Source organism: Ktedonobacter sp. SOSP1-85 (assembly GCF_016587415.1).
Taxonomy (GTDB): Bacteria; Chloroflexota; Ktedonobacteria; order Ktedonobacterales; family Ktedonobacteraceae; genus Ktedonobacter.
The window spans coordinates 2,101,086-2,126,389 of record NZ_BNJI01000002.1; the positions used below are offsets into that span (position 1 = coordinate 2,101,086).

General features: G+C 51.5%; 14 protein-coding genes and 2 pseudogenes. 7 read left to right on the top strand and 9 right to left on the bottom strand.

Going from position 1 to position 25,304, the window contains the following annotated elements:
- Nucleotides 1-110: 110 nt before the first annotated feature.
- Nucleotides 111-635, bottom strand: a complete 525-nt coding sequence (locus KTE_RS37395; RefSeq protein ID WP_201390799.1) for a hypothetical protein — start codon at nucleotides 633-635, stop codon at nucleotides 111-113.
- Entirely contained in the window at nucleotides 632-2,290 is a 1,659-nt protein-coding gene (locus tag KTE_RS37400) for a hypothetical protein (RefSeq protein ID WP_201390801.1), read from the bottom strand. The genes KTE_RS37395 and KTE_RS37400 overlap by 4 nt, the downstream gene beginning before the upstream one ends.
- Before the next feature lie 1,363 nt (nucleotides 2,291-3,653).
- Here KTE_RS37400 and KTE_RS37405 point away from each other — a divergent pair.
- The 4 genes and pseudogenes from KTE_RS37405 to KTE_RS50135 all read left to right on the top strand — a co-directional run.
- Complete coding sequence (locus KTE_RS37405; RefSeq protein ID WP_201390803.1) at nucleotides 3,654-9,059, top strand: TerB N-terminal domain-containing protein; 5,406 nt, start codon at nucleotides 3,654-3,656, stop codon at nucleotides 9,057-9,059.
- Between the two features lie 30 nt (nucleotides 9,060-9,089).
- A complete protein-coding gene (locus tag KTE_RS37410; protein WP_201390805.1) occupies nucleotides 9,090-10,445 on the top strand; it encodes an ATP-binding protein in 1,356 nt (451 codons plus the stop codon).
- Complete coding sequence (locus KTE_RS37415; protein WP_201390807.1) at nucleotides 10,442-12,775, top strand: DEAD/DEAH box helicase; 2,334 nt, start codon at nucleotides 10,442-10,444, stop codon at nucleotides 12,773-12,775. Before KTE_RS37410 ends, KTE_RS37415 begins: the two co-directional genes overlap by 4 nt.
- Nucleotides 12,776-12,817: 42 nt before the next feature.
- Nucleotides 12,818-12,952, top strand: a pseudogene (locus KTE_RS50135) (RNA-guided endonuclease TnpB family protein); the annotation flags it as partial.
- A 17-nt stretch (nucleotides 12,953-12,969) separates the two neighbouring features.
- Here KTE_RS50135 and KTE_RS37420 read toward each other — a convergent pair.
- Nucleotides 12,970-13,359, bottom strand: coding sequence for a secondary thiamine-phosphate synthase enzyme YjbQ (locus tag KTE_RS37420; RefSeq protein WP_201390809.1), 390 nt, complete (start codon nucleotides 13,357-13,359; stop codon nucleotides 12,970-12,972).
- 410 nt (nucleotides 13,360-13,769) lie between these two features.
- Nucleotides 13,770-14,487: pseudogene (locus KTE_RS37425) on the bottom strand (IS6 family transposase).
- A gap of 185 nt (nucleotides 14,488-14,672) precedes the next feature.
- Between KTE_RS37425 and KTE_RS37430 the strand changes: the two are divergent.
- Nucleotides 14,673-15,170, top strand: a complete 498-nt coding sequence (locus tag KTE_RS37430; protein ID WP_201390811.1) for a hypothetical protein — start codon at nucleotides 14,673-14,675, stop codon at nucleotides 15,168-15,170.
- 898 nt (nucleotides 15,171-16,068) lie between these two features.
- On the opposite strand, the gene KTE_RS37435 is transcribed toward KTE_RS37430, so the two are convergent.
- The 3 genes from KTE_RS37435 to KTE_RS37445 all read right to left on the bottom strand — a co-directional run bounded on the left by KTE_RS37435 (nucleotide 16,069) and on the right by KTE_RS37445 (nucleotide 18,723).
- Nucleotides 16,069-16,416, bottom strand: a complete 348-nt coding sequence (locus KTE_RS37435; RefSeq protein WP_201390813.1) for a hypothetical protein — start codon at nucleotides 16,414-16,416, stop codon at nucleotides 16,069-16,071.
- Nucleotides 16,417-17,455: 1,039 nt separating this feature from the next.
- Nucleotides 17,456-18,394 carry an ISAzo13 family transposase gene (locus KTE_RS37440; RefSeq protein WP_307812051.1) on the bottom strand — a complete coding sequence of 313 codons (939 nt, stop codon included), beginning with the start codon at nucleotides 18,392-18,394 and terminating at the stop codon, nucleotides 17,456-17,458.
- A gap of 8 nt (nucleotides 18,395-18,402) precedes the next feature.
- A complete protein-coding gene (locus KTE_RS37445) occupies nucleotides 18,403-18,723 on the bottom strand; it encodes a hypothetical protein (RefSeq protein ID WP_201390814.1) in 321 nt (106 codons plus the stop codon).
- Between the two features lie 531 nt (nucleotides 18,724-19,254).
- Here KTE_RS37445 and KTE_RS37450 point away from each other — a divergent pair.
- Nucleotides 19,255-20,160, top strand: a complete 906-nt coding sequence (locus tag KTE_RS37450) for an SDR family oxidoreductase (RefSeq protein WP_201390815.1) — start codon at nucleotides 19,255-19,257, stop codon at nucleotides 20,158-20,160.
- A gap of 280 nt (nucleotides 20,161-20,440) precedes the next feature.
- Here the strand turns inward: KTE_RS37450 and KTE_RS37455 are convergent, their stop codons facing one another.
- The gene (locus KTE_RS37455) at nucleotides 20,441-21,862 is read right to left on the bottom strand and encodes an IS701 family transposase (protein ID WP_201390817.1); all 1,422 of its coding nucleotides are present in this window, start codon (nucleotides 21,860-21,862) and stop codon (nucleotides 20,441-20,443) included.
- A 262-nt stretch (nucleotides 21,863-22,124) separates the two neighbouring features.
- On the opposite strand from KTE_RS37455, the gene KTE_RS37460 reads away from it, so the two are divergent.
- Nucleotides 22,125-24,014: an ATP-binding protein gene (locus KTE_RS37460; protein ID WP_201390819.1), complete on the top strand. Its 1,890-nt coding sequence runs from the start codon at nucleotides 22,125-22,127 to the stop codon at nucleotides 24,012-24,014.
- Nucleotides 24,015-24,377: 363 nt separating this feature from the next.
- On the opposite strand, the gene KTE_RS37465 is transcribed toward KTE_RS37460, so the two are convergent.
- The gene (locus KTE_RS37465) at nucleotides 24,378-25,130 is read right to left on the bottom strand and encodes a cyclase family protein (protein ID WP_201390821.1); all 753 of its coding nucleotides are present in this window, start codon (nucleotides 25,128-25,130) and stop codon (nucleotides 24,378-24,380) included.
- Between the last annotated feature and the right edge of the window lie 174 nt (nucleotides 25,131-25,304).

Genomic DNA, 25,304 nt, shown 5'->3' on the forward strand with positions numbered 1-25,304 from the left:
CTCAGTTAAAAGTTCAGCAGCACGATAAACCCTTGGAGCAGGTCTAGACCTGCTCCAAGGGTTTATCGTGCTGCTGAACCGACAATGATCGTCAAATGTAGAAAAGCTTACTACACCTTGAAAAGAAATACGTCAATGGTTACGGTGTCGGGCGAATCTCCAAGGCGATAGAGCTTTTCAGTGTAATAGGATGCGTTTTCGAAAGCAAAGCGATCTCTACCTATGCTCTTGCATACATCGTATGTTTTGGCGGCAATATCAAGGGCTGTGGGAATATTATCGGTCGTCGGTGCCCCTCCATAGGCAATCACAAGGCCGACACTTCGCCCATTGAGAAAGCCCTGGCTGCGGATCTGCTTCTTTGCGTTATTGATGGCATCCGCATTATTGCTGAGATAGCCATTGGCATCGATAGTGATGGTAAAGCGATGCGGCTGTAGCTCAAGCCTTGGAATAGGTACAGGCGTTGGCGATGGCGTGGCTGTCGGCGTTGGCGTTGGTTTTGGACGAATGCTCGCTTTAAGTGGCGTAATGTTGGTGTTCGCGATGAGAAAAATCATCGCGAGCGCCAGCAAGAGATCGGCAAAGAGCCAGCCAACAGAGACAGGCGAACTGCGGAAGGACCGTTTCCTCATGCATGTCCTCCCGCGGTAACGGTACTTCTAGTGCGACGTTTTCTAAAGGGCCAGGATACCTCGACGTCAGACAAATCCTCACTTGCCTGCTTGAGATCCTTGACGGATTGAACAAGTTCAGGGCCAACTTGAGCTAGCACGCTGCTGGTCTTATGCAGATCTTTCGATGTTAACTCAAGGGTCTTGTTGGCTTCACTCTCAAGATGTTTGACGGCATGGTCCGTCTGCGTTTGCGCATACTCAAGATTGCGTGACATTTTTTCAATGGTCTGATCGAAGTCAGTTCCTAGATGTGTTGCGAGATCTTCAATTTTTTGTGTGGCACTGATCATATTGGTACTGGCGCTGTTCATGTGCTCTGCCGCGGTGGTCACTCCTCCAACCACACTCTCAATTTCGCGCAGGACATCCCTTTGTGTGGCATTGAGTTCGGCTATTTGTACACTAATCTCCTGCCCAATATTGACGTATCTATCCGCGTTATCAACCAGACTTTGTGAGGCCCCTGCCAGTCCCTGGCTTGCTGTGGCGAGTTCATGGCCGACCTGCGAGAGATCGTTGAGACGTCCCTGATAATTTGCCAGCTCAACATGCAACGACGTCATATCCTGGCGGAAGTCCTTCATCATGGGGACAACGGTCTCTGTCACCAACTCGTGGACGGTGGTTACCGAGTCCGTCGCTGCATTCACCATCTCTTTGGTAGTAGTGCTGGTCTCGTTCAGGACTGTTTGTAGCGCTTGCTCAAAGCGTTCTAGGCGCTGGTTCTGACTCTCTGTAGCGTCATCAATATATTGTTTGACTGTTGTATGGGTGTTGTACAGGAGTAAGTCGAGGGATTGTTCTACTTTCTCGAGCGCACTCTCTTGTGTCTTGGTGGCATTGTCAATGCTCGTTTGTACAAGCGCGGTATTCTCGCTCAGGCATTGCCTAAAGTCTTTGAAGTTCTGCTCCATCATGGTGTTGAGCGAGGTTACGGTATGATTGACAATTTGTTTCAGTGCCTCTGTCGTGCTATCAACGACACTTTTGATGCCATTGACTGCTCGATCCAGGTCTGACTGATCGGTGATCAGGGGGTAGCCCTCTTCCGCGACGCAGGTGACCAGCTCATCAATTTTGCTTTGAAGCTTCCTGGTATATTTTGCGGCTTTGCTCGTCACCTGGCTCTCCAGGTACTGTTCATACAAAATGAGGAGAAGATAGCCGACCAGGAAGATGACGTCCAGGAGAGCGGTCATGGTGAAGGGAAGGACGCGACCATCAAACCCCGCCTGCCAGAGGGCCAGAAACGATCCCTGTTTGTTGCTGCCCGGGGTGGCGATATATTCCTGGTAAGCATTCACACCTTCATAGAGGCCTACCCAGGTGGTGATCAGTGGTGCCAGGCTAAAAATATTGCGCAGACCTCGTACAAAATGCATCCAGCGTGTATTGGTTTGAGCATCTTCAATCTCGTGTTGGAACCCTGGGGGATCGAGCCATAAGTAGGCGGAGTGAGGGGTCAGCGATTTGTATTGTTCACAGATTAATTCAACGCGTTGTATTCCTTCTGAGACTCCTAGCTTTTGCCCCTCGTCCATCAAATCGGCGAGATCGGTTGCGATATGGCTATAGTTTGTATTCTGAGCAAGTCTAGATTCGCGTATGCCCATAGTTGGTCTCCGTTACATTCCTTGTGAGGAGGAAATATTTGTACGAAAAAGAGATAGAAGCATAAAAATTAAAAGACTGACTGATTAAAAACATTTGCTCTGATGTTCTCGAAAATGTTACAACGCTCTCTCATCCCACGACCTTCATTATGATCATTACAGTTGTATTGTGTTAAAAAAGAGCGTGAAAGATCAAGCTATAATCTTTTATAGTTTGATAAAAAAAGCGTTCTGACGATTTTGGAATTTTCGAGGAATCAGCGCATTTGAACGAGCTGGATTTTTATAATGGGTTTTACCCAGAATGCTTACAAATTTATAACTCATCCAAACTATTTGTTATATTAATGAAATGGTATATACTTGTCAAGTATTAAATGCGTAAATATTCTTAGGTGAAAAAAGGTGGTAACAGGCCAAGAGAGAGCAACTATCATTTTTCTCTCATCGAACACCTTCTTGAAGATATTATTTATATGATAGTCTGCGTAAAAAGCAGATGAGCAAGGGAAATACCGCGTTTTTTGCTAAAAATGTCTATTTTTTCTTGACAGTAAACATAGAAATCGATACACTGCTAGCAATAATAAAGCTCTTCAAAAAAGAATATCCCGCAGATGGCATCAGATAGATAGGACAGAGAGAGCAAAACTTTTAGGAAGTGCCAAAAAAAGGTTTCTCTCATGGTGGCAATATTTATGAAAAGAAGTCATTTGTCTCCGCTATCATTTTTATTTCCTGGACATTCACCGCTGATTATTTCATTTGCGTGCGCCCTTTCACGGGTAAAGGAGTTTCTCAAAAGAGATATGCTTGAGTAATGGCATAAGGGTTGAGCGGCATGCGTAAAGCCTCAGCAAGGCTTTAGGTGTGAAGCCCGCTGACAAAGGAGCTTGTGATCCTAGCCGAAAGGACCCAAGACCGAACCCTGTGACCTATGCCGACGAGAGAAACCTTCGTCCGAAGCGTCGTTAGATAAGACGGGTGAAATGGCTGACACACCCGACCCAAAATGGGATGGCGGCTGTCCGGCTATGTGTAAATTATGGCTGGAATTGCTCCGAAGTCCGCCCGGCGTATAGGAGGCGAGCTAAGGGTCACTAGAACTTCTTTACTTGGAATGGGGGAACTCTCAAACCGCTTTACTCGACAGAGACGCGAGAATGCTAGCGTGCGGCAGAGAGGGCGGAGGCGGCATAGTAACCGAACGCCACGCTGTAATGGCGAGGACATGGTGAAGGTCCGCCAGGGAAAGACGCTTGACGAGAGGAAGAATGGATGCAGTGAGGAAAGCAGATGACGGTTGGAGTAGTGGCATCATGTTCTCCAGCAGAGTGGGGGATGCCATGCAACAGGTTGTGCTGTGCTCAAACTGGTGCTCTTCACGGGGGCAACCCAAATCCACCACCTCATACGCAAGGGCCGAATAGGTCATGTCGAGTACTGGAAAGCGCAGTGCGGGGAAACTCGCCTGCTGCGTTTGGACGGGGGGAAAGGACGTAAGTCCCTACCTATCCGTACAATTGTTGATGGTGGCATCGAGGTCAAGTTATCTCAGAACAACCAGTTGCTCAAAGATTGGCAGCCATCACAACTGCGCCATGTATTGCCAGAGCCACTTATTCAGTGGATAGAGAATCAGCGTATTCACCTAGGACCTCAACCTTATCCATTGATAAAACAGTTCTTGCAGAGCCTCTTTCCTCATGTATCGAAAAAGCTTCTTGTTGATTCATCTGCACTCGCTCAACTAGTGGAAGGAACTCAACCACAAGATTTCGCGCTGGTCTGGGAGCTTAATCGCTCTTTGGAGTGTATTGAGGGGCATTATGAAGGTGCGGATCGTTACCTGGGAATGGGCTGGTTTCAAAAAGGGGCGAATATCTGGCCGTTAAAACTTCCCCTTTCGGCTAGCCTGGATGCGCATTTAAAAAATCCGGTGTACTCTCCGCAGCATGCCACTGTCCTGTTAGAGTCGAATATTTCTTACCTACAACAGTATCTACCCACGCGTGCTCATTTCCAGGTTATCACTGACTTTGTCCCACAGGTAGTTGTTCACAATGTGAGTAGTAGCGCTGTTACCCTTGCCTTGCAATGTAATTACCCTCAATTGCTCTCTACGATCAGAGTGCCTCAAGGGGATTTTGATGCGTTGTTAGCTGATCGGACGGTGATTCAATTCTCACGCGAGGCCTTAACCCCTGTCATGACCTATTTGCTGCAAAGCAGTTCGGCGATTACTCTCGAAGGAGAAAGTATTCCCCTCTTTATTCGTGAGCAACTGCCGACCATGCAGCGTTATCACCAGATAAGCGATGATCTGGCGGCTAAAATAAGCCAGGCTCACCCTGTTGTGTCTATTCCTACCTTAAAGCCAACCGTCTCGCTTGCTCATGCATTTGAGAACGGGATTGGTGCGTATAGCATTACCACAACATATAAGTATCAACAGCATGCTCTGAATATAGATGCTTTACTCACTGCGTATCAGCGCTCTCAGCGTTTTGTGCGACAGCATGGGATCTGGTTTGAGTGGCCAGAGAACGCACGCGATTTTGTTGACACGGTATTGCAGCAGCGAGCAGCAGTATTACGACTAGAAGAGGTCATGGGTTTTGACACCCAGCGCCTCGCTCTTCTCCCCGACCAGGCACCTGCTCGCACAATTAAGCCTGTTGGCGCAACATATGTTGAACGAGCGCGTTCTTTATTCATGCAACTGCGGCAACATGGCATACCCGGTGGAATTGTTGCCCCTCATCAGACGGGACTGACAATGATGCTTGAGGCAGCCTGGAAGGACCTGGTGCGGGACAATCCGCAGGCGCGTATTCTCTGGGTAGTTCCTGCGAAAAAGAGAGCGGTTGTGGCAAGCGCTATTCGGAGCCGTCATGTGACTGTTGCATCACCAGAGACCTTGCGTGAAGAGCCTGAGCTCGTATCGCACGCATGGACACTGGTGATTTTCCAGGAACTAGATTACTTGTTGGAGGCAGAGCATGCATCTGAAATCTGCTCCAAAATTTCATGGGCATGGGCGACCTTTTCCATCGCCTCAAAGAGTGCATTAACCCCAGCAATTTTGCGAGTATTACATGTGCCAGAAAAATATTGCGAACAGCTTGGCGCTCATTATCTTTTTGACCCACTGAAAGGCTCTGTTGATATAGTTGCTAGCAATCGTTCAGCTGAATTGAGTAGAGCGCAAAAAGAGTCCGGGCAGTCTGAAATGGAGAAGCCAGCCGTGTCAGGTAGCACTGCAATACCTGATGCGTTTGGGCGTAGCGATGAAGCTCAGAGAGAGAAAATTGCGCAATACCTCGAAATGCTGAAGCAAAACCGGCTGCAGCGTGCCCCTGTAGAAACAAGTAGTAAGCCAAAAGAGTCAACTCTCCCCGAGAGTGCAACAGCTTCTCCATCATCCAAAGCAGAGAAGCCAGCAACTTCTGATCACGCTTCATTAGAGACGGAGGTGGCTGGAAGGAAATATGAAGCTCAACAAGAGAAGCTTCTGCAACATTTCGAGATGCTGAAGCAAAGCCCGGTACAGTATCTCTCAGCTGAATTGAATAAAGTGCCAAAAGAGTCGAAGCCGCTCGAGGAGGAGATCACTTTACCATCGTCAGAGCCAAAAGAGTCGAGGCCAGTCGTTACAAATAGTACTCCAGTAGAGCCCGGAGCAGTTGGAAGGAAATACGAGGCTCAACAGGAGAAGCTTCTGCAACATTTCGAGATGCTGAAGCAAAGTCGAGTGCGGCGCCCCTTATTATCTACCGCACCTGCCATACGGCCTTCTCTTTCATCTGAGTCAAAAATAGAGCAAGCAGCCTCAAATGGTAGTGTAGCTCCCCCAGCATCTGTTCGAATAAATGATGAGCGTGATCCCAATCTAACCATTGCTCGAAAAGCCTTTTTGACGGTGCTTGTCGAACATATCTCTAACCTAAATGTTGCTCACAAAGTGTTTCTAAATTTGCTAGATAAACGCGTATCTGTTCTGCGTTCAGCTCATGGAAGTGCTGAAATTCAACAAGAGACTGTAGAATCAGCAAGCCTATACCGTGCTATTCACACGCAGGTGCCTCTTGCACAAGCTCAAAAGCAAAGCTGGGTGCAGCATGTCTCAACTGAAGCGAATATCGAGCAAAAAGAGTCCAAACAGCCCGAGGGATCGTCTGTCCCTTTACCATCTTCTTCGCAGCCTAAAACGGAGAAACCAGCCGCTTCAGATAGCTCTACGGTAGTATCTGAAGCGGGCACTGGGCATAAATACGAAGCTCAACAGGAGAAGCTTCTGCAACATTTCGAGATGCTGAGGCAAAGCCCAGTACGATATCCCTCAGCTGAATTGAATAAAGTGCCAAAAGAGTCGAAGCCGCTCGAGGAGGAGACCACTTTACCATCGTCAGAGCCAAAAGAGTCGAGGCCAGTCGCTACAAATGGTACTCCAGTAGAGCCCGGAGCAGTTGGAAGGAAATATGAGGCTCAACAGGAGAAGCTTCTGCAACATTTCGAGATGCTGAAGCGCAGTCAGGCACAGCACGTCTCATCTTCCCCCGCTGCACCCGCCACTGGTGCGTCACGCGCAACAGGAGGAACTGACAGCGCTGTTTCTCAGAGTGTAGAGTCCAAACCTGCTTCTGCACCCAAAGGCCGTTCTATTGAACTTAATCAGCATATCATTGTGCGATTGCAGCATGAATCTGAGCAATTGAGAGAACGTCTGACCGTTGAGGATGAAGAAGATCTGCGCTCTTTGTCATCTACAACTCAACAGAATGCAGATATCTTCGGAGGGTCTAGCGATTTACCCAGGACAGAGGCGAAGCCAGTGCCTGTACCACATGAGAAGGTTACTGTCAGGCCAGATATCAAACAGGGGCAGAAGAAAGAGCCAGCCTTACCCCTTATGCGTACAGAAACGCTTTCCTTCTGGGATCAGGCTCGGCAGTGGAAAGATCGGTCGCATGGCCCTGTACCACTGGAGAAATTTAAGCACTACCACCCTGATTTTACGCTTATGAACACCAGCCAGCTCAACTGGTATTTCTACTGGCGTAGTGAGGTCCGTTCTGGTCGCTATCCAGCCACCGATGTGGGCTATATCTTTATTCATGCGTACGAAGCACTGGGATGTATTGGCTTTACGAATCCAGCCCAGGCCTGCGATCGGCTCTTCTCGTTGTGGAAACACTATCGCGAGAGTTTTGCGGATCTCGATAAATATCTGATTCCCTGGATCGCCGATTTTTGCGTAGTGTATACCGTGCCACTGACTCCAATGCAGTGGTATATCCAGGTATTAGCTGTTCCTGATTGTGATATTGATGCACAATTAGTTGCAGAAGCATGGTTGCGCCAGGGCGGTGATTGGACACAAATACCGCCAGCTGTGCTCTATAAACTGACCGGTTTTAATACCCAGACAAAGTTTTACCAGAAGATGCGGCAAAAGCATGCGCTCGACGATGGGTATAAACGGGCGATTGCAGCGGTTGATAACTATCTCAGCTCGAAATTTGATCGTCCCGCATTGATTGCACGGTATGGGAAAGGAAAACGTCAAGCTGTTGAGAGGGAACCGTTTAAATGGGCGTTGGTAGAGAAACCATATGCACCTATCACCGTGGCACATATTAATGCAGCCTTCACTGATGCAGGCTTTTCCCAGGCATTGTCGGGTATCCTGAAATATGCAGATCATGTTCAGCGAAAGTTGTATCAAAGCGCCGTCTCGCCTTTTGCCCCCACAATTGACGTGAATTGGCAAGAAGCAATTGAGGTAGTATTAACGAACAAACCATCTGTCCAGGCGAAAGAACCTGAAAGGCAGACAGTATCTAAGATTGTGATTTCCGCTTCGCCCCAGATACTCCCATCTGCTGTTCCACTGGATGCGGAAGCTCTGGAAAAGTTGCAAGAAGAATCTGATCAATTGCAAGAGCGATTGACTGTTGGGGTGGGGGAAGGAGCTGTATCGCTGAATACAGAGGCTATTTCAAGGTTACGGGCAGAATCTGACCAACTGCAAGGGCGATTAACTATTGAGAAGGAGGAAGACCGGGAAGAACAATCTCCGCAAAGTATATCTATACCAGAGGTGGTACCTGTCGTCACTCCTGTGATCAGGAACACCTCTGTCTCTGAGTTAGAGGTAGATGAAGAGTGGAAGGGTATTGTACAGCAGTGGGGACCTGAACACTGGGAAGTGATTCGACTGCTTCATCACGCCCAGCATAAAGAACTGGTGCTGGTGGAACGTCAGACTCATCGCCCGGTTTCGCGGCTTATTGATGAGATCAATTCCCCTGTCGAAGAAGTCCTCGGTGATTTATTGATTGACCCTGATACGAAAACGATTGCCAGTCACTTGCAAGCAATCGTTGAGACTCTCCTAAGGACGACACATAAATCTATCAAGTTGGTTGTTGAACGTTCTGAGGAGGAGCTTGCCACTCCTGTCAGAAGTAATATCTCTGTCTCTAAGTTGGAAGTGAGTGAAGGGTGGAAGGGTATTGCGCAACAGTGGGGACCTGAACACTGGGAAGTGATTCGACTGCTTCATCAGGGAAAGCAAACAGACCTGACGTCAGTAGAGCGGCGGGTGCATCGCCCGGTTTCGCGGCTTATTGATGAGGTAAATTCTCCTGTTGAAGAAGTTCTCGGTGACTTATTAATTGACCCTGATACGAGAATGATTGCCGACCATTTGCAAGCGATTCTTGAGGTCTTGCTTGGCTGGTATCGTGCCTCAAAAGAAAAATAGGCTGTAGTAGAGAAGGAAGAGCACTATTTTATGACGGACCGGAAAATTTCACCGCGCCAGAGCAGCGCTGTTTTACAGGCATTTAGCAATGGGGTGACGCCCCGTATTGGTCTTGAACATGTCGTGGTGGGGCGTAAAACCGAGGTCGAGGCGATGCTCGATGACCTGGATTACCGGGTTCAAAGCGGTGGGGCGAGCTTTCGCCTGCTGGTGGGACCCTATGGCTCGGGCAAGAGCTTTATGCTCCAGGTCATTCGTAACTACGCGCTCCAGCGTAATTTCGTCGTGGCGGATGCCGATCTGAGCGCTGAACGTCGTTTGACCGGGACGAAAGGCCAGGGGCTTGGCCTCTATCGCGAACTCTTGAAGAATATGGCCATTCGGACGCGTCCTGAGGGCGGCGCTTTTGCCCCTCTGCTGGAACATTGGATGAACTCGATCCAGGAAGAGACGATGCGCTCCGCCAATCTACTCCCTGATGACCCCAAATTCACGCTCTTGCTTGAGCAGAAGGTGCAGGAGACGCTGAGTTCGATCAGCTCCTTATCCAATAGTTTCGATTTTGCTCGTGTTCTGCTCCGATACTGGCGGGCGTATCAGGCAGGCGACGATACGAAGATGGAACACGCCATACGCTGGCTGCGTGGTGAATACCAGGTGAAGAGTGAGGTCTTTGCCGATCTGCAAGTCAGATCGATGGTGACTGATAAAGACTGGTATAACTACCTCAAGCTCTTCGCTGCCTTCTTTCAATTGATCGGGTACAAGGGGTTGATCGTCTTCTTTGATGAAGCAGTCAATCTCTATAAGATCAGTAACGCTGTCTCACGTAACAACAACTATGAGCAACTCTTAACGCTTTTCAATGACGTCAATCAGGGTGTCGCTCAGCACATTGGCTTGATCTTCAGCGGCACGCCTCAACTGGTGGAAGATACGAAACGCGGCCTGTATAGCTATGAGGCGCTGCGTTCGCGTTTGCAGGAGAGCCGTTTCTCCCAGAATGGGCGGCGTTCCTTTGCAGGTCCCATCATTCGCCTGGATACGTTGACTAATGAAGAGCTCTTTGTCCTGTTGCAGAAGTTGCGGCATATTCACGCTCTGCATTATAAATACGAGACCACTATCACGGACAACGATATCCAGCAGTTTATGGAAGTGGTGACGGCGCAAATCGGCTCGGCGCAGTATCTGACGCCACGCGAGGTCACGCGCGACTTTATCGCTGTGATGGAGATAATGCGGCGCGACGAAACGCTTACCTTCACGGGTATTATTCACAAGCAGGAATTTGTCGCCTCGCGCCAGCAGACGAATCCCGAGGAATTGACCGCTCAGACTGAAATTATTGATGACGATTCAGCATTCGCTAGCTTCACCCTATGAGCCAGAGAGACCCCTTTGAACGCTTAGCGCCGTTCATTCAGAGCTATATTTACCGCCATGGCTGGACTGACCTGCGAGAGATCCAGAAGGCCGCGATCCCGGCTATTCTGGATACCAATGAGCATATCTTGATTATGAGTGGCACCGCGAGCGGGAAAACCGAGGCCGCCATGCTGCCAGTGCTCACCCTGCTCGATGAAGCACCAGCCCAGTCGGTTGGTGCCCTCTACATCGGGCCGCTGAAGGCACTTATCAATGACCAGTTTGAGCGGATACAGGGGCTACTACAGGAGAAGCCTGATATTCCGCTGCAGGGTTGGCATGGGGACATTGCCCAGAGTCAGAAGACACGCTTTTTGCGGCAGCCGCGTGGCATTCTGCAGATCACGCCTGAATCGCTGGAGGCGTTGTTGATGAACCGCGCAGGGGAATTGAAGACAATCTTCGGCGACTTGCGCTTTATCATTATCGATGAGATTCATGCGTTTCTCGGAACTGAGCGCGGTCAGCAGGTGCTTTGTCAACTGCAGCGCCTGGAGCATGCTTTGCGTCGACCAGTGAGGCGCATTGGTCTCTCCGCAACCATTGGTGATACGGGTATTGCGTTACAGTGGTTGGAGAGCAGCGATCAATTTTCTCTACCAGCTCGCTTGGTAGAGGATTCAACGCAGGGCCGACGTGTGGAACTGCGGGTGAATCATTTTGTCTTAGCCCCTGAGAAGGGAAAGTACCAGGCTGATATGGCTCCAGTTGAGATCGGGATACGTCGCCGTAAGGCAACTTCGTCGAAAGTAGTATCATCAGTGCAAGAGATATCAGAGCATGGAGAGTTGGAGACTGCCAGCCCTCTCCTCGATCCGCGCAGTGAGTTGCAGCAAGAGATGGTGAGTTACTACCAGGATCTCTATGCCCTGATCAAACGGTGTCAGAAAACCTTGATATTCACGAATCGGCGAGATAAGGTGGAGCGTCTCGCGGCTGAGTTACGCTCTCTTCTGGCGAAAGAGCAGCCAGGTATGGACTGGTTCTATGTGCACCATGGAAGTATCGCAGCAGACTTGCGTGAGGCCGCGGAGACAAAGATGCGCGATATGTCACTGCGTGCCTGTACCATCGCGACCTCCTCTCTAGAACTGGGTATTGATATAGGGCATCTCGATCTCACGGTACAGGTCGATGCACCACATACGGTTTCCAGTTTTGTCCAGCGCCTTGGGCGTTCTGGTCGTCGCGGTACCCCCTCGCGCATGTGCTTTTACACATTCGAGCAGCTGGAAAACAGGGAACAGTTACCAGCTGAGTTAGAGCAGATGCCATGGAATTTTCTGCAGACAATAGCGATTATTCAGCTCTATCTTGAAGAGAGGTGGATTGAGCCACCTGATATTCCCACCATGCCGCTTAGTTTGCTCTATCAGCAAACGATGAGCATATTACGAGCGCGTACGGAATTGACGCCGCCCCAATTAGCGCAGGCGGTACTCAAGCTATCGCCATTTAAAGCGATTAGCCTGGAGGACTATCGGCTGTTTCTCCAGCACCTTGTGGCTCTTGATCATCTCCAGTTGATGGACGAGGGGGCTTTGATTGTGGGGATGAAAGGTGAGCGGCTTTCTGGTTACTACCATTTTTACGCCATCTTCGCCAGTGAGCAGGAGTGCCGGGTTCTGGCGGGAATGCAGGAGGTGGGCATCATCCAGCAGTTGCCCGAAGTGGGTAGCGTCATTGGCCTAGCAGGCTATGCGTGGCGGGTGATCTCTATCGATGAACATGGTCGAATCGTGCACGTTGAGCGAGCGAAAGGCTCTGTCACGCCAGCATGGTTGAGTATGGGGAGTGTGAGCTTCCATGAGCACATAATGCAGCGTGTGCGCCAGGTATTGCAGGAGGAGACGGTGTATCCGTATCTTTCCCCCATTGCTCAACAACGGTTAGCGTTAGCGCGTGAGCTTGCCGGGCGTGCCGAATGGCTCAAGAGTAGTGTGGTTCCTCTTGCCGAAGGGCGTTTTGTGCTGTTCCCCTGGACGGGATCACGTGTCCACCGGACGTTGCTGCTCCTGTTAGCGTATCTGGATTGGTATAGTCGGGATCAAACATACTACATCGAGGTTGTCTATGGAGGGAGTGCTGCTGCACTGTGCGCCGAATTACGTGCCATGAGTTCTCGAGTTCCTGAACTGGTCGAAGGCAAAGTCAAGGAACTCAAAGACGTCGAGTTGTGGCGTGGCAAGTACGATAATCTGACTCCGCGTGCCTTGTTAGAAAAAGCATATATCAATGATGTGTTAGATATCCCTGGAACAATGAACTGGCTTGCAACCTGTTTTTAGTGAAGAGGAACTTTGCTGATCAAATTAATACAATATTCACTCCGCGCCAGTACAGGCAAGCGCATCAATGTTGATGTGAATGGCAGTCTCAATATCATCCGAAAAGCAATCCCCAATTCCTTCGGGCAGGGGATCGAGGGCGTGGCAGTCCGTCCAGTGGGTGCTTCCACATACTGAGCAATGCTTGTCATTGTTTAGATGAACTGTAGATGGAGAGTTCGCTCGCGGGGGCCATCCAGTTCGACCAGGATCACGCTCTGCCAGGTGCCGAGCATAAGCCGGCGATCTGAGTAAGGTATCACGAGACCAGGACCAATAATCGAAGAGAGCAGGTGATCGGGGGTATGCTGTGGGTCATGTGGATGGCGATAAGAGAGTTGAGGAAGCATATGGCGCAGGGCATCGAGCAGGTCCAGGTCAGTTCCCGGATCCAGGTCCGCGGTAGTTAATGCGCAGGTAGTATTAGCCACGAAAATGGAACAGAGTCCATCCTCCGGGCCCTCCTGGCTCAGATATTGCTCAACGAGATCAGTGATATCAATCACCTGATCTTTCTGCTGGGTTCTTACGATAATGGTCTTCATATTATGCCTCTAGAAGATGATTACTTGCTATCGCTAGTCTTAGCACGCCCGTTTTAGGCAAAAGGTTTTAAATGTCTTACCACAAAAACCAATCATGCCACAAAGAAACCAGGAACCAGGCTCTCTTTATTGTAAATCCCAACATTAAACGGCTCTTGTCCACTTCGGGGGCTTAGTGCCTGCTTCTTTGGCTCAGTTTCCTTGCTTTGTTGAATGACGCCTTCAGCGATAGTAACCGTGTTGGCAGTAATATCGCTGGCTGCCAGTTGCGTCGATAATGGGAGCGCCCAATACCCGCTTTGTGAGAACGACTGCCGGTATTGTCAACTTGTTTGCAGAAATGCAATACATTAATGAGCTAGGAAGAGGAAAAGTATTGAAGGCCAGGAAGCATAAGGGGATCTGTGTGGCTACGTGACCAGTTTGACTCCAGTCACCTCATTCCAAGTTTGAAATCTGCCTCGTAAAATGGCATGGTATTCCTCGGCCTTCAAACGGTGACGTCGGGGTTGAAAATGCCCAGCAATGGGACCGGAGGCAGAGAGAAAGCGTTGTGCCTGTTTGGCGGACTTGAATCGCCGCATCTTCTTTTCACGCAGTCGCGTAGGTTGATGCGAATTTTTAGCACGATTGTTCAACACGCGAGTGCTGACGGTGCTCCACACCGGGCAAGATTTCACGTTTCGCCGCCCCATACCTTTTCAGCTTATCAGTGAGAATCACACGCGGAACGTATTGTAGCTCTTTGAGCTGCTTGCAGAAGAACCGTTTGGCCGCCTTTTTGTTGCGTCGGCTCTGTACCAGAATATCCAGTATAATTCCGTTTTGATCCACCGCTCGCCACAAAGAGTGTCTTTTGCCACGAATCGTGAGAAACACCTCGTCCAGATGCCATTTGTCACCGCAACAGGGATGACGACGTCGCCATTCATTGGCGTACGTTTGCCCAAATCTCAGACACCAGTGACGCACTGTTTCATACGTCACGCCAATCCCGCGTTGTGCGAGAAGTTCCTCAACATCGCGGAAACTGAGCGAGAAGCGGAAATAGAGCCACACGGCGTGGCTGATGATTTCGGGTGGGAAGCGAAAGCCTTTGTAGCTCGGAGCAGCGGTGTTTGTTTTCATGAAGCATAGTAGCATACTGTTCAGTTCTCTACCAAGTTGACAATACCAAAAAAAGTATTGCGGAGTTGCATAATAACAGCAAATATGCTACATTCCCAAAAGCGGTCCTGTCAACGCCAAAGTGTCACCAGGTAGCATTCAGAGAACAACCCACACACTCTCCAAGCAATGGCGGAGCTATGGTTGTGTCTCCACCACCGATGAAGGTTGTTCATTTCAGCCCCTCGGGTATTAGGGGAACCCTCGATGCGCCCGCTGATTGTTGGATGACCTCCACGTCAGCACCGCGCGCCAATGCCTGGCGTTGTGGGGTGAAGCATATCATTCATGATCCCTGTTTCAGTACATCTGCACAGGCGAACTACGTGATCTGTGACGCCGACCCTACCGGTGATGGTCGCGGTTTGAAAGCAACGCTTGCCCACCCGTTCCCAGCACCAGGTCCCTATAGTCGTGATATTCAGGCATGGGTGATGAGCTTGAGCGATGGCTCAGGTTGCACATTCGCGAATGGCGCCACGGGTCTATTCGGTGGGGAGCGCCTCAATTACAACTGTACCAGCGGTTGGTGGATTGTCGGTTTTCCGCGTATTGGATCCGTCTGGATGGTCGGGCTCGTAAAATGGGGGCAATCTCCACAAACTCAACCGGTTATGATGTTGGTCCTGGAGGTCTGGTGGTAAATGGGATGTAAGGTGTGTCAATGCCGAGGGTCTTGCTCAATTGACGAAAAGGAGACTCAGAAATGGTTCGGATATTCCATCAGTGTCTTCTGGCGATTGCACTTCTGTTGAGTATGGTATTGATGTTGAGTGATATGTGGAGTCAAGGTGGAGCGCCTGTGCTCCTGTTTCCAGAAGTAGGTTTCTCCACCGTGCTCCCTCAAACTGAGCGGACCCCTTTCGGCGTACTCAGCTTTCCCTGTTGACTCTTGCTTTTTGGCAAGGTGTGTTTGTTCCTGTTTGACGTTGTTCAACTAGTTCCCTCGTCTTTCGGTACTAAAACACGGTCAACACTACCGCCCTTCCCCATGCTCGCGGCTCTCCCGCGCTCAGAGTACTACGGCGGTTCCGCCCCATATGCCCCCTTCGGTGTCCTCACCACCTATCCTTCAAAATTGGAGGAGCGAGAAGCACATGGTTCTCCGGTAGCGCCAGATCACTTTACCCACTTGACCGTAGGTAGGACAACCACATGCGTAGCCTTTGCTACGCTGAGACCATTCCTGCTTTGGTGATGAAGCCTCTACAGCACTCGTGGAGCGAGGGAACGGCTACGACACACAAGTAGCCTGTTCGTCTGATCTCATCGGCTCTTCAACCGTCCTGAGCCGGGTGTGCTATCTTAGTGGCTCTATCCTTCGCGGATTCGACCCGCTTACCCTAGTCAGCTCTCCTCGCAGCACATGCCTCTTGGTACGACGATTTCCCGCACATGCGCCGCATGTCCCTCTCCGGGCTAACCGGTACGCACAGGGCTTATTTGCTTCGCCACCTGCGCCCCCTATCGAGTGAGATCGACAGGGCGGGAGAGGTTAGGAACGGACAACTTCATCTTGTCCGTAGGCTGTTCACAGCCTGGTCATCTGGCACCCGAACGGACGCCCTCAATCGAAGCACACCATGGTGCTGAATCGCTCCCCAGGCGACTTCTCCCTGATGAGGTCCGCGACGGATTCTCCGTGGGAAGAGCAGATGATGTTGATGAAAGTGGCGCACGGTCGCACAGGCGGACCCGGTGTGTTGGAAGCTGAGAAAGACCTCGCGGATGGCAGATTGTACGTGGCCGTTCGGGATCAAGCACAATCGCGTCGGCTTCAGTGTAACACAGCCCGATGGGCAAGGTCAGTTTGAGGGCACCACGCCGAGCCTTGTTGAGGATACTCCCTTGCAGGCGGGCGCGCATGACAAAAAGCTCAGCCTCTGACATGGCACCTTTCAACCCGAGCAAAAGCCCACGCATTGCGCAACGAGGTGAGGAAAAGGAATGAAAGTGACCTGTCATGCGGCTTGGGAGGGCTTTCCAGAGCAGAATAAACCAGGCATCATCAAGAAACCCAGCAGTTAGCCCCCGTCCTGGAATGGTCTCGATTCAGGAGGCGTGATAACAATGGGTATTTGCTATCGGCCACACTTTCTCCTTCCAACATGTCATATGAGTGTGTAACTCTGATGAAATCTGGCGAGCGAAAGGCAACGACAGACATATGATAAAGAGCGAGAGTCAACCGAGCGACGGTGAGGAACAAAACAGAACTGTGTGGGCAGGGTATGCATCTCTAGGGTGGGTCATTGTCTTTATTGTGTTTCATGTGTATTGGGCGTTTGGGGGGCAGTTTGGCTTAGGGGATGCTCCCGCCCTGCTCCCTGCCTTCCCTCACAGTGTGGGGGCATGGCTATTCACTATCCTAGTGTTAGGAATGTTTGTGTCGGGAATCATTGTTCCCCTGGCTATAGTTCAATCCTGGGGGCGTGTCTTACCTCGGTGGATGCTACTTAGGACTCGTTAAAAAATAACTTTCTGCTCTTCTGAGGTCTGAGTCGCCCCAGCGAGAACGGCGAGTGTTGTTTGCAGAGATTGTCTTCGTTTCTCCGCAGGATAACTTTTAGTAAGAGTAGTGTGAATCAGCCAGCGAAGCCCGATTACATGTTGCTCAAAAAAAAGTGTGGTGCAGCATAACTTTTCCAGGCCAAACAGGAGCCTTTTTCGCTCCTGTGCCAGGTCAAAACACGCTCATTTCTGCACTATAACTTTTCATCTGTCCTATTGCAGATGGCTTGAGAAGTGGCTTTATGCAGCGCAGCATAACTTTTCGTTTCTCCAGGAAAAAGGCCGTTTCGGCGGTCTTGATAGAGAAGAAGTGAAAGTGAGGTTGCATGGAAAAGTTATGCTGCAAAGTGTGCCCGTCCTGCATTTTAGATGCCACAATACGCTGAAAAGATATTCTTCAAACCGAAAAAGATTTGATTCAATCGACAGCGAGACGTGGTCGGATGGTATAGTTCCATTGGCGACAGACGCTCTGGTGTTCAATGTTAAGTTGCTGCATTTGATCATCGGACACTTTTTGTCCTTTCTCAAAGGTGCCGTCCACCATCGCAGCCTGAACCGTCAAGCCGGTCTGGGTGGTGGTGCCACGAATAGAGTTGAGCATGATGTCCAGACTACGCAGCGGCTTGCCCGCCCAATTCAGGCTAATTTGGCTAAAGAGCCGATGCTCAATGGGATTCCATTTCGAGCATCCGGTGGGATAATGACACACCGTCACGCTCAGCCCATAACGATCGCTGAGTTGCTCTTGCAGGTGGAGTTTAATGCTGCGCGTCCGAGCACCATTACTGCCTCCGGCATCAGCCAGGATCAACAACTGCGTGGTAGAGGGGAACCGCTGGCGCCCTTCATCTTCCCACCAGCGGGCCAGAGCAGTGACGGCAAACTCTGGGGTATCGGCGGAGGTGCCCACATAGACCGAGCCACGATTGTTGCTGACGTCATAGATCCCATACGGAACGGCTCGCATCAAGGCATCGTGCGGAAAGTCATGCACATTGACGGTCTCGGCTTCTTGCCCCCAAGCTCGCCCGGCGTTTTTGAAGTTGCCAATTAACTCTTTCTTTTTGGTATCCACACTGATGATCGGCCAGCCAGCGGCTTGAAAGATCTGCCTTTGACTCGCGATGATCTCAAACTGCGGCTCGCGATCGGGGTGGGCAGTGCTCGCTTCGCGCTTTTTCGCATTCACACGCAGTGAGTAGCCAAGCTTGCGTAACAGGCGGCCCACAGTGGGGGGACTGGCAGGATGACCTGCGTCCTTCAAGCGCTGAGCGAGATGGCGCAGACTGCTACGCGCCCATTTCTGCTCGCTCATGGGATTCCCAGCCGTTTCTGGCTCGACCAGCCCCTGCAGGGTGTTTTCTAGCGCCGGGTCTTTTTTTCGGCACGTGGCCGACCGGCCCCTGGCAGCCGGACCCGCTGCTCTGGTCGCTCCTCCAGCGAGATGGCGAGTTCCTGTCGTCCCCGCTGGATGGTCTTTTCATCCAGGCCCGTGATTTGAGCGAGCAAGCGATCGCCACCAGTCCCAATGCGGTTGGACTCCACCGCCACATACCAGCGACGTTGTTGTTCATCCAGGCGGCTCATCAGCAGATGAATCTGCTGATGCAGCTTTTGATCCGGAGGAGGCGTGTCTTGCTGGCAATGAGGACACTCGCATTGATGCACTTCTGCTTGTGGCATAGTTTGTTCCCCTCATCTTTGGTTGTACTGCTCGCCTATTCTACCTCTTCTCTTCTCGTTTCACCAGACTGGGAACTTGGTAGTTGGCACGGAATCTCGAACAAATTTGAGCTTGAGAAAGCACCTTGTTCGAAGATTGCTATCTACAGCCTGAACATCAATCTTCGAACACATTGCGCGCTCTCCTTTCAGTAAAAATGGGAAAACGAAACGTGAAAGGTCTTTCATCAGAGACAAACCACCATTGCTCCTTGCTTCAGGTTGCATTTTGAGAGCAGGTGAGACATGTTAGAAGCGACATCCGAGAGTGTGTCATCCTCTTCCAGAAAGCGGGGAAACGGTTTGAAAGGGAAGCACGCGCCATCAGATATGATGACAGGCTTCGAGGAGACCATCACTGCGACATTGGGGGAGAGCAACCTGGGACGTTTCTGTCTCTGCTCTCCGAACTGGCAGAGGCAGTCCGTTCGTTTTTTGCTCTGAAGAGCGGAGAGACGCTCATGCTGTTTTGAGAAGAATGGAAACCTATCGATGGCGCAAACAATACTTGTCACTGGGAGTACCAGTGGCTTTGGTCGTCTGACGGTTGAAACCCTGGCACGCCAGGGATACACCGTTTTTGCGGGAATGCGTGCTGTGGCCGGAAAAAATGCCCCTGCGGCAGCAGAACTCCGCGCTCTGGCGGAACGAGAGCAGCTTGCCTTGCAAAGCATTGAAATCGATGTCACGGACGACACTTCCGTGGAGCAGGCAATCGAATCTCTTGTAGGAATCACGAGTCGTCTTGACGTCGTGGTGAATAATGCCGGGGTGTCTTATAAAGGCCCGCTGGAAGCGTTCACCCTTGAGCAAGTTCAACAGCAATTCGAGACCAATGTTTTCAGCGTGTTGCGGGTGAATCGCGCGGTTTTGCCTCACATGCGCAAGCAAGGCAGTGGGTTGCTCCTGCAAATTGGCTCGATTGCCGGGCGTCTGGCGTTGCCCTTTATTGGACTCTACGCAGCGACGAAATTTGCCCTGGAGGGACTCACGGAGTCGTATCGCTATGAACTCGCTCCCTTTGGCATCGACGCTGCCATTCTTGAGCCTGGAACCTATCCGACGCCCATCTCTGCGAAACATCAGAACGCAGCAGATACCGAGCGTGCTCTCCTGTATCAGGCCGCTCTTGAGGAGTTTCTGGCGGCGTTTTACGCGGAGAACCGATCCGCCATGCCTCCCGATCCCCAGGAGGTGGCCGACGCAGTGGCCAGAGTCATCGCCCAACCAATGGGAGAGCGGCCATTGCACACGGTTGTTGCTTCAGTTGCCCAACGCCAGGCACCCCAAGCGATAAACGACGCTGTCACACAGGAGACCCGGTCCTTTTTTGAGACACTCGATCTCCCCCTGGTGACCCTTGCCCCAAAGGGAGAGCAACAGGAGCAGAAGAAGTGAGCCTCACGCTCCTTTTTAGGAGGAGAGGAGTGATCTCGAACGCTTCGACCGTTCGAGATCACTCCTCTCTGTGTATCGTCAGCGGGAGCACCTACCGCTAGTTTGTTGCCTCGGGGAATCACGCCGGATTTCGAGTGAATATCCTGAGTAATATGAGCTCAATTGGTCACTCTTTGATGGGCTTCAAATGGACCAAAATCCGCAGTCAATAAACCAGCGCTACCGGTACTTTGTTGACGAAGGTTAAGCGGAACTGTAGAGAGCGAGGCCCTGCCCCCGCTCAAGCCCTTGAAAGAGGCGTTGCACGGCAGGAGGCGGGGGCAGTGATGACCAACCGCTCCAATAGCGCCTGAGCATGATCCAGGGCTCGAGCCATCCCCGCACGGCTCGAAGGGCTGCTGGCCACGACACCTGCGGCCGTCTCTCGTGGGCCGTGGTGATTTTTTTCCCCCGCGTCGGCTGGTACGGCCGAGGCACTGGTGGCGGCAGCGGTTGCTGGTTCAGGCGGCTGGCTGACCACGTGGGTCGCACAGACGGTCGGATGACGGAGATGGTACCAGCAAAAGGAGAACGCGCAACAGACCAATTGCCAATGCCGGCGGATCGCGGTGTCGCTTCTCACCTGATATTGTGACCAGCCCAAGGCGTGTTTGACCTGTTTGTAGCTCTGTTCAATCCACATGCGCAACCCATAGAGCCTCATCACTTCTTCCAGCGTGGCTGCAGGCCATGAGGCTTCCATTTCAGAGGAGGCCGGCAGGTTCGTGACCAGGTACGAGGTCGTGGTGTCAGGCAATTGCTGGGGGTCGGTCGTCACCACCATGGCCCGTTCCTTCTGATCTGCTCCAAATGGCCCCGCCACGATCTCCAGCGCCCACCAGTCCTCTTGACTCCCATCGCGAAAGGTCCTGCAGATGCTCACCCACTTGCCTGGATGCTTACTCCCCTTCCATCCAGCCTCGTGGGCGACATCTTGCAAGGTTCCGGCTTCTTCTTCTGGATGCCACCAGGCATGGGAAGGCTTGAGGGCCAGCACATACGGGACCTGCAGATCGGCTAAACCGCTTCGAAAGCCGCGATCCTCGCCATAAAAGGAATCGGCCACCACCGCTCGAAAAGGGAGGGCCTGCTGCACGGCTCGTTGCACCAGTTGCAGGGCAATCTTAAGTTTCGTACGAAAGGCTGGATCGTGTTCCCCCTTGGCAAAATAGAGCGCCGGGGTGTAGGGTTCGACATCCAGCGGGTAGTAGACGTGCTCGTCGGCCCACAGACTGCTGACGGAGACCACGCCATTGTCAATCTTGCCCACATTGGCCAGGTACTGGCGGCTCACATGAGCCGTTTTGTGGCCATCCTTGCGATCCCCTGTCTCATCGATGACGAGGACTCCGTCCTTGGTCGGCATTGTGCTGGGATCCTCGCGCAAGATGGTGAGCCGCTCGGCTTGCACCTTGCGCTCATCCCAGTCCGACTCGGAGAGAAACCATTGTAAGGCTTGCGCTCGTGGCTGGTGCGCTCCCACCAGTGGCTCGGTGTTGACCAGCCCGGTAAGGGTCTTGTTCCGCTCGCTTGGCAGCAAGAGCCCCTCGAGATAGCGGCGGAACCCTTCGCGCTGATTGCTCTTGCCAAAGATGGGGTCAAAGTGCCTCGCATAGTCCTCCAGTGGCCCTGGAGCTGCGGCGACCTCGATGCGTTTCGTCATCTTCTTCTCTCCTCTTTCTCTCTTCTTCTCCTTTCATTCTACTCCCCCTTCCATCCTCGTCAACAAAGTACCGCTACAGCGGTGTTCACAAAGATTGAGCTACCTCATTACTCGGCCTTCCTTTCAAACCAGCGTGCTCGCCCTGGCAATCATCGTGTGGTGAGATTGAAGTCTCTTTTCTACGACACATATAATGACCTTAGAATAATGTTCTTTTTCTCAGCTTGCAGCGCAATTGAGTATTTCCGAAAGAAGCTCTGAGGTGGGTAAAAGCTCGCACCATGTCAAACAACGCACATTGAAACGGGGGGGAACGTCTGCAGGGAAGCCGGTTCCTCACTCCCGCTCTTTGGGGATCACACCTCACGACCAGATGCAACCTCACCAGTTGAAAGCCGTCTGGGAGTCTTTCCCGGATAGTCTTATTGCCTGTGATCGCAACCAGAAGATTGTACGGATCAATGCCGCTGCTTGCAAGCTCTTTGAAGTGGCTTCCCAAGCTCAATGCCAAGGAAAAGACTACAAACAGTTTCTCAAGCACTACATACACTCTGGTGAGCCGTTACCATCCGTTGCCTCAGGGCAGTGGCTGATGTACCTCGCTCTTGCTGGGAAAGCAGGAGCCAGCCCGCCAGAACAGACGCTTCTGCTGGATCTGCCTTCCGGGCGCAAGATCACAGTCACTGTTCGCTCCTTTCCCGTGATTGATCAAGAGCACGGCACGGAAGAAATCGTCTTTGTCTTCCAGGAACGTACGGCAATCTCCCACCTCCAACGTGTCCACGAGTCGATGTTGGACCTACTCACCGCGATCGAGCAGATTCCTGAGCAGATGGATTACACCTTGCCAGAAGAGACCTTCCTCCTCTCGCCTCCGGTGCTTTTCGTGGCCCAGCAGGTAGTGGATGTTATCCGGTCTGTCCTGGATTGTCACCGGGTGAATATGCTCGCGCTCGGTCATCGAACGGGCCATCTGTATTTTGTCGCGGGAAGTGGTTATACCGCTGCACAAGAACAGTACTGGCGGGACATCGGGGGATACTTCCATGGTTCAGAAGTGCTTGACGACGTCGCATTCGCTCGCCTGGGCGCCCACCAGGAGGTGGTGCTTGCGATAAATCAGTTGCACACCATTGAACGCCTCGGGAAACAACTGCCTTTTCCGGCGTCTCTTTACCCCGTGTCCCCTGGCTCCGAGACCATCCTGTTACTTCCTCTGTTTCTGGAACAGCAGTGGGTTGGTGTGCTGATGGTCGTCAAAGCGAGTTCGGAAGGAGCATATACGCCAGAGGAGATCGCGCTCGTGAAAGCCGTCACCGCGCAGACCATGCTGCTCATTGAGGGTATTCACTGTTTTTACGCGCAGGAAGAGAAACAGAAGAAAGCACTTGCCCAGCGCGAAGTGAGTCGCCTGGCGGGCGACTTTCTGACCCTGGCCACGCATGAACTGCGCACTCCACTGACGAGAGTCCTGGGCAATCTGCAATTAGCACAGCGCCGATTGCAGACCTACAAAGGGCAGCTCGCTCCTCCGTGTGCTCAGCTAAACGAACCCATTGCCCATGTTCAGCAACCCCTGGCAGCCGCCTCGCAGAGTGCCCAACTTCAGCAGCAGATGATCAATGACTTGATCGATGATGCGCGTATCCAGACCCATATGCTCGCGTTGTCCTTGAACCCTGAGGATCTGCTCACCCTGCTGAGAGAGGTGGTAGCCGGGCAGCAACACGCTGCGCCAGAGCACACCATCGTATTGGATGCTCCGCCTTTGGAACAAGGCGTGCCTATCCTCGCCGATGCTGAGCGAATCAAGCACGTTCTTACCACCTACCTGACGAATGCGCTCACCTATTCTCCCCCAGGACAGCCTGTGCTGGTGCAGTTACGAATTGCGGAGGCGCTCGCCCGTGTCTCAGTCCATAACGAGGGATCGGGTATTGCGAGAGAAGAGCTCGATCATATCTGGGAACGCTTCTATCGCGCCAAAGGCAGTGCCGTCCAGCATGAACTGGATCTGAGCTTCGGATTGGCCCTCTATTTATGCCGGGTGTTTATTGAACGGCATGAGGGGAGCGTTGGGGTGGAGAGCGCTCCTGGTCAGGGAGCCACCTTCTGGTTTACCTTGCCCATCATCCCATCTCCGGGAGCGTGACACAAGCTCCATGGTAGGGGAGCTCAATCTTTGTGAACACCACTGTAACGATACTTTGTTGATTCGGGAAAGCGCTCCTAAATGTGTGTATCTATTCTGAGCCATTTGCGCTCGATTCAACATCATTTGATGGGTTTACTCTGGGATAGAGTCCCGAATCAACAAAGTACCGGTAAATGAGAGATGTTCGAAGATTTCTGTCGCTGTTCGAAGATTGATGCCTCATCTGTTCGAGATTCTGTGTCAATTATCAAAATTGCTTCAAATAACCACCACTCCTCACACCATTCAACATACTTCTCGGCTTATTATGCCTCCTCTTTTTGCAACACAACCCGTGTACTTGAGGTATCTCCCGGAGAACTATTGTGGATCAAAAAGAGCGATTGGACGCAAGGGAGAGCCGGACCCTCCCTTAATCTTGAGAGGTAAGGCCATAAAATAGAAGCTGGTTGGTACCTTTGCTAATCCATAGAGACCCTCTATGATGAAGATGCCATTGGGCAAAAAATAACGCCCGTGGCCAAAGCCCGCCGTTACCTTGCCATTGACCTGGGCTACATCACAGGCTGGTGTGTCTGATCCAACAGCTTTGATGCCTGTTTCAGAGAGAAAGCGGCAGACATCCTCGGCCAATCCAGGCTCGTTTTCTCCCCACCAGTTTCGTTGGTGAGGCGGTTTCTTTTCTCCATCGATCAGGTATTTGTCGTAGCCAAAGTCAAAGACCACAATATCCCCTTTTTCAATGCCGATGTTTGCCTGTTGCAATACCTCTTCGACCTTACGTAATGGCACAAGATCACCCGGGGCATAGTTTTCCTGGGTGAGGTCTATCTTTTTCGCCGGGCCAAACAAGGCGTTTGCTGGAAATATATCGATGGTTTGCTCCGCTTTGTCAGGAAGGGTATGAGCGGGAGCATCAACGTGGCTGCCGCTATGCTCTGGCAGGATAATGGTCTGGAGAAAGTACCCGTTCTGGGCAAAATTGCGCGCATCCTCCACAATCATCACATTTGGATGGGCATGCCAGCCCGGCATATTTGTAGAGAATGTTGGGGAGAGATCAACAACCTGCATGCTGTTTAATACCTGTGCTAATGCTTGTATTGATGCCATCTGTTCTATTACTCCTGACCATGCATCGCAAGAGGTATGCTGATGCATGGGTTTCCTCTTCTCTTCTCTATCTTCTCAGTTTAGGCCCCCTCTCCAAGCCGCGCCGGGTAGGCGCAGCTAGCGCTTTCTGGTTGATCTTTGTTTCCGGGTTCATACTGAGGAAGGAGTACCTCT

Bases quoted from the DNA above. Each gene is read 5' to 3' on its own strand.
- KTE_RS37445 (WP_201390814.1), bottom strand. From the start codon at position 18,723: ATGCCACAAGCAGAAGTGCATCAATGCGAGTGTCCTCATTGCCAGCAA.
- KTE_RS37395 (WP_201390799.1), bottom strand. From the start codon at position 635: ATGAGGAAACGGTCCTTCCGCAGTTCGCCTGTCTCTGTTGGCTGGCTC.
- KTE_RS37415 (WP_201390807.1), top strand. From the start codon at position 10,442: ATGAGCCAGAGAGACCCCTTTGAACGCTTAGCGCCGTTCATTCAGAGC.
- KTE_RS37410 (WP_201390805.1), top strand. From the start codon at position 9,090: ATGACGGACCGGAAAATTTCACCGCGCCAGAGCAGCGCTGTTTTACAG.
- KTE_RS37455 (WP_201390817.1), bottom strand. From the start codon at position 21,862: ATGACGAAACGCATCGAGGTCGCCGCAGCTCCAGGGCCACTGGAGGAC.
- KTE_RS37400 (WP_201390801.1), bottom strand. From the start codon at position 2,290: ATGGGCATACGCGAATCTAGACTTGCTCAGAATACAAACTATAGCCAT.
- KTE_RS37435 (WP_201390813.1), bottom strand. From the start codon at position 16,416: ATGTCAGAGGCTGAGCTTTTTGTCATGCGCGCCCGCCTGCAAGGGAGT.
- KTE_RS37465 (WP_201390821.1), bottom strand. From the start codon at position 25,130: ATGGCATCAATACAAGCATTAGCACAGGTATTAAACAGCATGCAGGTT.
- KTE_RS37420 (WP_201390809.1), bottom strand. From the start codon at position 13,359: ATGAAGACCATTATCGTAAGAACCCAGCAGAAAGATCAGGTGATTGAT.
- KTE_RS37450 (WP_201390815.1), top strand. From the start codon at position 19,255: ATGGCGCAAACAATACTTGTCACTGGGAGTACCAGTGGCTTTGGTCGT.